The following is a 6,342-nucleotide window of genomic DNA, read 5'->3' as shown; positions in this document are numbered from 1 at the left end:
GACCTCGACGTTGGTGAGCTGGTGCATACGTTTGGCGATCTTCACCTCTATCGTAACCACTTGACCGACGACATCGTCTACGAGCAGCTGCGACGTGAGCCTAGGCCACTGCCACGCCTGCACATCCTGCGCCGACCCACAAGCCTGTTCGACTATCGGCTTGAGGACTTTAGTATCGAGGGCTATGACCCGCATCCGCCGATCCGCGCGCCGATCGCAGTCTGATAGGCCTCAAATCGGCGCGGTGCTACCGATCGACGCCGATGAGCTTGCATCTTCCTTGCAGTTTCATTGTCCGGGCTATCGAGCCATACCTGATGAGCTGTGATCTTCCCATTCACGGACACAACGTTTCTGCACGACGCTGATGATTGAAGCCCTGATCGAATACGGTCTCTTTGTAGCCAAGACGCTGACCTGGGTGTTGGCGATTGCCCTTCTGCTCGTGCTTGTCATGAGGTCACGGCATAGTGATTCGACCGACGACGATGATGATGGGAGTCGTCTCGACGTGGTCGATCTCAACGATCGCTACGCGCAGATGGCGGCGATCATCAAGGCCGCAACGCTGCCGCCCAAGGTCGCCAAGAAGGCCTTCAAGGCCGAGCGTAAGGCCGAGAAGGCGCGGGCGAAGGCCGATGAGCCTGATAAGCGGCGGCTCTTCGTGATCGACTTCCATGGCGACCTGATGGCCTCGGAGGTGGGTACGCTGCGCGAGGTGATCTCGGCATTACTGATGACGGCGAGTGCAGAGGATGAGGTGCTGCTGCGCTTGGAAAACTCCGGTGGTGCCGTGCATGAGCACGGGCTGGCGGCATCGCAGCTGCTGCGCCTCCGGACTGCGGGCATTCCGCTGACCGTCGCGGTCGACAAGGTGGCCGCGAGTGGGGGCTATCTGATGGCCTGTGTCGCCAATCGGATCCTTGCCGCACCGTTCGCAGTCGTTGGCTCGATCGGTGTTCTCGCCGAGATGCCGAATTTTCATCGGCTGCTGCAGCAGAAGGGCGTCGACTTCGAGCTGCATACGGCCGGCGAGCACAAGCGGACCCTGACGCTGTTTGGTGAGAATACCGATGAAGGCCGGGCCAAGCTGCGCGAGCAGCTTGAGGAGACTCACGGCCAGTTCAAGTCGTTCATCGCCACCTACCGACCTGAGCTCGATCTCAGCAAGGTGGCGACCGGTGAGTATTGGCATGGCGAGCAAGCGCTCGGTCTGGGACTCGTTGATGCGGTGCAGACCAGTGATGACTATCTGCTGTCAATCCGGGATGAAGCGAATATTTACAAGGTTCGATATCGCGCCCGCAAGCGCGCACTCCAGCGCTTGCTCGGAGCGGTCAGCGGCGAGGACATACACGGCGGTGCCCGGTCGCTCACCGCTCTTGCTGGGCTGCTCTGGCGCCGCGTCGGGCGCGGTATACTCAATCAAGGCAGGGGTTGAGCGATTGCAGCGCGAAGCGGCTGCCGATCTCGTTAGCGTCGCCTAAAGTCACCTTAAGAGGGATTGACGCTGATGGTCTTCGGTCGCGATAGCGCAGCTAAGGCGATGAGCACAGCCCATATCCAATCAGAGCCAGTGCTTTGTAGCGGCGATCGCATCGAGAGTCGGGGTCGGCGCTCGCCTGTGGCGCTAGCCCGCCGCCATTGGCTCGTGCTAGCTGGGCTGCTCAAGCTGAGCTTGGTCTCGGCTCAGCCGACGCTCGATCAGCACGTTGAGACCGATGGGCTGTTACCTCAAGAATCCGTTAAGGTCGCGGCAAGCGGCAGCGGCCAGATCAATGAGCGAATCGAGACGCTCGCGCAGGAGACCACTCAGTTGCGAGCCCAAGTTGCTATTCAGTCCGATCTCCTGCGTGGCCTCATGTCGGGCCTGGATGCGCTTGCGCCGGTGGCTTCGCGCGTGGAGAACGATGCATCGGTGTCCGTGGGCGATGCGTTGACCGCTTGTCGAGGCGAGCTTGCCGATCTCAATGCACGGTTACAGCAACAGCAGCCCGCCCTCGATGAGGCTCGTCGCCGCGCCGAGAAGGCGGAAAAGGCCGTGGCTGCGATGAACGAGGCCCAGGCGCACGCTGAGACCGAGATCGAACGCTTGAGCAAGGAGCTAGCAATCGCGAGGACCCGACAGGCCGAGGCCCTGCAACAGGCGGTCGAGCTTGAGCGCCGACTCGCGACTGCCGAGGCTCGGGTCGCGCGTTTCAATGGCAACGGCCAACCGTCTCGCGCGATCGGTGCAGAGGCTGAGTTGCCGTCGGTTCGATCGATTGCGCGACCGGCGAACGAAACCGCGATCATACCGACAGACGGTCAGAGCGCTCCGTCGGCGACCGCTGCGCTCGCATCAAGTGCGGCTCCCACGTCAAACAGGGTGGCTCCATCGCTAAATGAGGTCGGCACCAATCAATCCCGGGAGCCTGCGGTCATGCAGGCTGCGGCGCCCGTATTCTACGAGGTACGAGCGGCGGATACGCTCTCGCGGATCAGCGCTCGCGTATAAGGTGATGCTAGCGCCTGGGAGCGGATCTATGACGCCAATCGCGATCTGCTAATAACGCCAGACAGGCTTTCGCCAGGGATGTCGCTCGTGATCCCGTAGCTAGGGGCAAGGCGCTGATAGCCGACGGTATGCGTCTAGCATAGAATGATTCCGAGTGACGGCATCGTCATCCCTCTGCCGCGCGCCCTAGTAGGAGCCCCTTATGCGACTGTTGCGTCCTCTCGCCGTTCTATTGCTCTCGAGTCTGCTTCTGGCCTGCGCTGGGGGTGTTCAGCGGCCTGAGCCTAACACGACCGCAGCGCAGCGGATGCTGTCGCTCGATGAAACCTTGGAGACGCCAAGCTTCGAAGCCAACGGCGGAACCATTGTCGATGCCACCATCGACGGTTATAAAACGGCGGTCTATGTCGTTGGTGTGGTCAAGGGCCAAGTCTTGACGGCGCAGCTCGAGAGCGATAACCCGAATGTCTATTTCGATGTGCTAGAGCCGACCTTTGGTGGGGGCAGTGCGAAGATCTTCAGCACCGAAGCCGCCTGCCGTGGAACCCGTATCCATGCGCATTCCGACACCACCTATGTCATTCGCCCCTTCCTCGCCAAGTCCCTCGCAGAGCGTAACGCATCGGTTCGTTACAGGCTCTGTATCAACCGCTGTGAGCAAGGGATGACTCCGGCGAATTGCCAATGGGTCCAGGGGGACCTGAGGGGGATCTGACAGCGGATCGGGGCCCAATTCTCAGGCTCACTATCAGACCCCAGTCCTGAGCTCAGAGTGAGGAGCTGCTCCAAGGGCTGCGCTGTCGGCGCAGACGCAGGTTTGGCAGGATAAGGCCGATGAGGATGCCGCCGGCGACTACCGCAGCGCCGATCAGGAACCAGTGTTGCCGAGTCTTGTTGCTGAGCTCGAGATTGCGGTGCTCGAGCTGGTCGACTTGAAGCAATAGGTTGGAGACCTGCTGCTGCAGCTGGCGGCGTTCGCGATCGATCTGGAGCGCGTTCGTGGCTGCATGGCGGATCTCGGCGAGCTCGGCTTCAAGCTCTTGCTTGTCGCGCTTGAGCGCCTTCGCATTGGCCTCAAGCTCAGCATGCTTGTTTTGCAGCGCACTCAGTTGTGCCGCGAGCTTGTCTGGCTCTTGCTGGAGTGCGGCGAGTCTGGCACGCATAGTCTCGAGCTCGCTGCGTGCAGCGGGCTCATCCTGCAAATAGCTCAGCAGGATGTATCCAGTCAGGCCTTCTTCGGTTCGGACTCGCGCGTAACCACTTGCCTCATTGATGCTCAGGACCGTCAGCGGTGTCCCGCTCGGCAATTGGCGCAGGATCTTGTAGCGCGTGCTCTCGCCGCTGCGCAGGTTGAAATTGTATTGATCGGTGACATAGCGCGTTTGGGTTTGAGCAATAACCCCGGGGGCTGAGGCGATCAGCCCTGCAGCCAGGCAAAGGCCGATCAGGTGACGCGGGCGAGGGCCATGACGCAGCGACTGCATTGGATCAGGGTAGAGCCCGCTGTCGACGACGGTTCAGTAAGCCGGTGGCTCGGAGCCCGGCTGCGGCGCGAGCAGTAGCTCGAGCAGCGCCTTCTGGGCATGAAGGCGGTTCTCAGCTTCATCCCAAACCACCGACTGAGGGCCATCGATGACCTCGGCGCTCACCTCTTCGCCGCGATGTGCCGGCAGACAATGCATGAAGAGGGCATTGGGTCGCGCCTTTGCCATGATCGCTGCGGTGACGGAAAAGTCGGCGAACACCGCCTTACGCTGATCCTCCTCGCTTTCCTGCCCCATGCTGGCCCAGACATCGGTAACAACCAGATCGGCGTCCTCGACAGCCTCTGCCGGATCATGCATGAGGGTGCAATGGTCTGGGGCCGTGGCTAGGACGTCGGGGTCGGGCTCGAAGCCGGGCGGGCAAGCGATGCACAGCTGAAAGCCAAACAGGCGAGCTGCATTGATATAGGAATGGCACATGTTGTTGCCATCGCCGACGAACGCAACGCGGCGCCCGCGGATCGATCCACGATGCTCAACATAGGTTTGCATGTCCGCGAGCAGCTGGCAGGGATGAAAGCGGTCGGTCAGTCCGTTGATTACCGGCACCTGCGAATGTTCAGCGAATCGCGTTAAGGTCTCATGCTCGAAGGTGCGGATCATCACGGCATCGACCATCCGTGATAGGACCCGGGCGCTGTCCTCGATCGGCTCGCCTCGGCCGAGCTGGGTGTCCCTTGGCGACAGGAACATTGCCGTGCCTCCGAGCTGCGACATTCCTGCTTCGAACGAGACTCGTGTGCGGGTCGAGGACTTCTCGAACACCATTGCGAGCGTGTAGCCAACCAGTGGTCGATAGTCTTCGCCTCGCTGCCGCAGCTGCTTCAGCTCCGTCGCCCGGCGGATGAGGCGCTTGGCCTCCCCTTCATCGAGATCGAGCAGGGTCAGAAAGTGCTTTGGCATCATCGCCTTGGGCACAATGCGATGGGGTACAGGGGGCCTGCTATCGATGGTCACGACGGGCTTCCTGCGGTGGTGTCGGTCGATGTGCTTAAGTACACCCGGATGAGCTCCGAGACCGTCTCGACGATCTCGGTCGCTTGATCATCGTCGATGATCAGCGGCGGTAACAGACGCACCACCGAGCCTGCTGTCACATTGATGAGCAGCCCTCGTGCCAGCGCTGCGGTCACCAGCTCGGGACAAGGCTGATCGAGCTCGATCCCGATCATTAGCCCGCGTCCGCGGATGTCTCGAACGCCAGCAACGCCATTGAGGCGAGTGCGGAAGCCATCGAGCAAGTGATCGCCAAGCACCGCCGCCCGGGATGCCAGCTCGTCGCGCTCGAGGGTGTCGAGCACGCTCAATGCGGCGCAGCAGGCGAGCGGGTTGCCTCCGAAGGTCGAGCCGTGGCTGCCAGGCCCGAGGACCTCAGCGGCAGTGCCGCTGGCGAGGCAAGCACCGATGGGGACACCATTCGCAAGCCCCTTAGCCAGGGTGATCACGTCGGGCTTGATGCCCGTCCACTGATGCGCAAAAAGCCGTCCGGTGCGACCCATGCCAGTCTGGATCTCGTCGACCATGAGCAGCCAGCCGTGACGATCACAGAGGGCCCGGAGCTGAGGTAGGTAATCGTCATCTGGAATGATGATGCCGCCTTCGCCCTGAATGGGCTCGACCATCACAGCGACGATGTTCGGCCGGTTAGCAGCGGCGGTCTCGACCGCTGCGATGTCGTTGTAGGGCACTCGCACAAAGCCCTGTACCAGGGGCTCAAAGCCGGCTTGAGCCTTGCGGTTGCCGGTTGCGGTGAGCGTCGCCAGGGTCCGGCCATGAAAGGCGTTCTCCATGACCAGGATCGCCGGGCTCGAGATGCGGCGTTGATGGGCGTACAGACGTGCCAGTTTGATCGCGGCCTCGTTCGCTTCGGCGCCAGAATTACCGAAGAACACACGGTCCATGCCGGCTGCGCCACATAGGCGGGTACCGAGCTCGGCTTGCTGCGGAACCTGGTAGAGGTTGGAGGTATGAATCAGGGTGCCAGCTTGATCACAGAGGGCGTCTCGCACGCTGGGGTGAGCGTGGCCCAGCCCGCAGACCGCGATCCCGGCAAGTGCATCGAGATAGCGTTTGCCGTCGCGATCCCAGAGCCATGCGCCTTCGCCGCGCGCGAAAGCAACAGGCAGCCGCTTATAGGTTCCCATCAGTGCTGCGTCGCTTGTCGGCGTTGGAGGCTCATTGCCCAGTGGGTTGCTGGCGTTGTCAGGGCCGTTCACGATGGTCTCTCTAGGTCTTCGATCGGAGCCGGCCGGCATCGAGCGTGTCCAGATGACGCGTGGCTAAATGATCGAGTAAACAGAA

Annotated in this window: 7 protein-coding genes; 4 read left to right on the top strand and 3 right to left on the bottom strand. The window is 61.7% G+C overall.

Going from position 1 to position 6,342, the window contains the following annotated elements; all coding sequences use genetic code 11:
* From ACY693_RS13335 to ACY693_RS13320, 4 genes are all read left to right on the top strand, one after another.
* Positions 1-225 (top strand): thymidylate synthase (locus tag ACY693_RS13335; protein ID WP_462322314.1); only part of this gene is annotated, 225 nt, incomplete at its 5' end.
* Positions 226-367: 142 nt separating this feature from the next.
* Positions 368-1,441, top strand: coding sequence for a protease SohB (gene sohB / locus ACY693_RS13330; RefSeq protein ID WP_462322313.1), 1,074 nt, complete (start codon positions 368-370; stop codon positions 1,439-1,441).
* A gap of 72 nt (positions 1,442-1,513) precedes the next feature.
* Positions 1,514-2,497 (top strand): hypothetical protein, encoded by a 984-nt coding sequence (locus ACY693_RS13325; RefSeq protein WP_462322312.1) that lies wholly within the window; start codon positions 1,514-1,516, stop codon positions 2,495-2,497.
* A 202-nt stretch (positions 2,498-2,699) separates the two neighbouring features.
* Positions 2,700-3,212: a hypothetical protein gene (locus ACY693_RS13320; RefSeq protein ID WP_462322311.1), complete on the top strand. Its 513-nt coding sequence runs from the start codon at positions 2,700-2,702 to the stop codon at positions 3,210-3,212.
* 52 nt (positions 3,213-3,264) lie between these two features.
* Here ACY693_RS13320 and ACY693_RS13315 read toward each other — a convergent pair whose 3' ends face one another.
* The 3 genes from ACY693_RS13315 to ACY693_RS13305 are packed head-to-tail and all read right to left on the bottom strand — an operon-like array spanning position 3,265 to position 6,185.
* Entirely contained in the window at positions 3,265-3,981 is a 717-nt protein-coding gene (locus ACY693_RS13315; protein ID WP_462322310.1) for a TIGR04211 family SH3 domain-containing protein, read from the bottom strand.
* Between the two features lie 33 nt (positions 3,982-4,014).
* Positions 4,015-4,947: an ornithine carbamoyltransferase gene (argF, locus tag ACY693_RS13310; protein ID WP_462322316.1), complete on the bottom strand. Its 933-nt coding sequence runs from the start codon at positions 4,945-4,947 to the stop codon at positions 4,015-4,017.
* A 47-nt stretch (positions 4,948-4,994) separates the two neighbouring features.
* On the bottom strand, positions 4,995-6,185 hold the full coding sequence (locus tag ACY693_RS13305; protein WP_462322315.1) for an acetylornithine/succinylornithine family transaminase: 1,191 nt from the start codon (positions 6,183-6,185) through the stop codon (positions 4,995-4,997).
* Between the last annotated feature and the right edge of the window lie 157 nt (positions 6,186-6,342).

This window comes from Halochromatium sp., from assembly GCF_054919635.1.
Note: the sequence above shows the minus strand (reverse complement) of the source record. Positions and strands in the feature narration are given on the sequence as shown.

What these genes read in the sequence shown, in the direction of transcription:
- ACY693_RS13305 (WP_462322315.1), bottom strand. Translation starts at nt 6,185, where the DNA reads ATGGGAACCTATAAGCGGCTGCCTGTTGCTTTCGCGCGCGGCGAAGGC.
- sohB (WP_462322313.1), top strand. Translation starts at nt 368, where the DNA reads ATGATTGAAGCCCTGATCGAATACGGTCTCTTTGTAGCCAAGACGCTG.
- ACY693_RS13315 (WP_462322310.1), bottom strand. Translation starts at nt 3,981, where the DNA reads ATGCAGTCGCTGCGTCATGGCCCTCGCCCGCGTCACCTGATCGGCCTT.
- ACY693_RS13320 (WP_462322311.1), top strand. Translation starts at nt 2,700, where the DNA reads ATGCGACTGTTGCGTCCTCTCGCCGTTCTATTGCTCTCGAGTCTGCTT.
- argF (WP_462322316.1), bottom strand. Translation starts at nt 4,947, where the DNA reads ATGATGCCAAAGCACTTTCTGACCCTGCTCGATCTCGATGAAGGGGAG.
- ACY693_RS13325 (WP_462322312.1), top strand. Translation starts at nt 1,514, where the DNA reads ATGGTCTTCGGTCGCGATAGCGCAGCTAAGGCGATGAGCACAGCCCAT.